Origin of the sequence: Microcoleus sp. B3-D7 (genome assembly GCF_036705305.1) — a bacterium.
Lineage (GTDB): Bacteria > Cyanobacteriota > Cyanobacteriia > Cyanobacteriales > Microcoleaceae > Microcoleus.
The window spans coordinates 1-1548 of sequence record NZ_JAUBUE010000129.1; the positions used below are offsets into that span (position 1 = coordinate 1).

The 1548-nt window shown below is 41.6% G+C and carries 1 protein-coding gene; it reads right to left on the reverse strand.

The annotated features are described in order from the left end of the window. Positions 1-812: CHASE3 domain-containing protein (locus QUB25_RS29635; RefSeq protein ID WP_333189054.1), on the reverse strand; the 812-nt coding region annotated here is incomplete at its 3' end. Positions 813-1548 lie beyond the last annotated feature (736 nt).

A 1548-nucleotide genomic window follows, 5' to 3' on the forward strand; every position in this document is an offset into this window, starting at 1 on the left:
CCCGCTTGGGCTTGCTGGGCTGATTGTTGGGAAGCCGCGCCCAACTCATCCATTGTGATTGTAGTTTGATTTACAGAACTCGATTGCTGTGCGGCTGTGCGTTCCTGCTGTTCAACTGTGGCCGCAATCTCTGTGGAAGAACTGGCGATCGTATTTGCTACCTGATTGATTGGTCGGATAATTTTATTTGAAATAAATAATACAATAAAGGAACCCAAGACTACAGCAACAACTGTACCTCCTATAGAAACCATCGTCGCTAATTGCTCCGACTGTTTTGCTAATTTTGTTCGTTGAACCAGTAGAGTATCTTCTACCTTAAGCATTTCTGCCAGCTTATACCGGATTTCATCCATAAATATCTTGCCTTTACCTGAAATCACCAAGGCTCTTAGCTCTGGTTCTTTCCCAGCCCTTTTCAGGGATATACTTTCCGCTAATTCATCTAGTTTTTGCTGACCCAAATTTTCAAGTTTCTCCATATTTTTCAGTTGTTCAGGGTTATCTTTTATTAACTCTCTTGTCTCATTTACTGTTTTATAAAAGGCGACTGTCCCCTTTTTGTAAGGTTCTAAAAATTCCTCCTTTCCAGCGAAGATAAACCCCCGTTGTCCTGTTTCAGCATCCACTAAATCTTTTTCTAGGGCTTGCAAATTTGTCTTGACTACATAAGTGTGCGTTTGCCACTCAATAGCTTCTGCTAAATTATCCATACTCAATTTAGTCGAAAATCCGATGCTAATCATTAACAAAAAAATGGAGCCGAAGCCCAACGGAACTACTTTACTAAGCCGAATAATATTTTGCCACATTTCAGTTTGTACTCCTTGATTGGTTGTTGACTTTTGTGGGTAAGTTGCAGCATCAATAATTTCCTGCTATTTTTCACCCAAGTAGTTATTTAATCCCTAATACTAATTCATAATTAATGCCCCTTTTTTCGTGGGAAAAACTTCTAGCGCTTTTTTTTGCTTTCCTTGCTTTACTAACTCAACCATTGACTCAAACTCATCAACAAAAATCTGACCCAACTTAATGTCGAGCAAGCGATGCAGGTCAAGCGTTTAGAATTAAGGGTTGTTTTGCCTGCTTCGATTGTGGATAAATCCTGTTTATTCGATTGTAGCGGGAAATTCAGGAACCAAACTCAAACATCGTCAAATACTCTCCCCCACTCTTCTTCTCTCCCACTATTGATTGGGGTTCAAGTCGATCGCAGAGCGTGTTAAAACCTAGTTAAGCGAGCATATTCCGAACTTATAGAAATAGTAGTGACCCTGGTGCTGGGTTCGGCGCTGTTAGTCTAGGGAATGGGGTTCGGGCGGGTGTTTGTTCGATCGTCCGTTACAGAAGAGGATTTGTTTAAGGGCAGAAATTCCCTTGCCCTGGCTTTGGCGATGCACTCGCCTGCGAACACTTTGACTTCAATGCCGCAGGTTTGACAAGCTGTGAGGGCTGCCAGCTCAATTCATGACTCAATGCTATCAATTGCTAGTCTCTTAGTCCAAAACACTGAGCACCCTTTAGACAATTGAATTGAGATTTTGG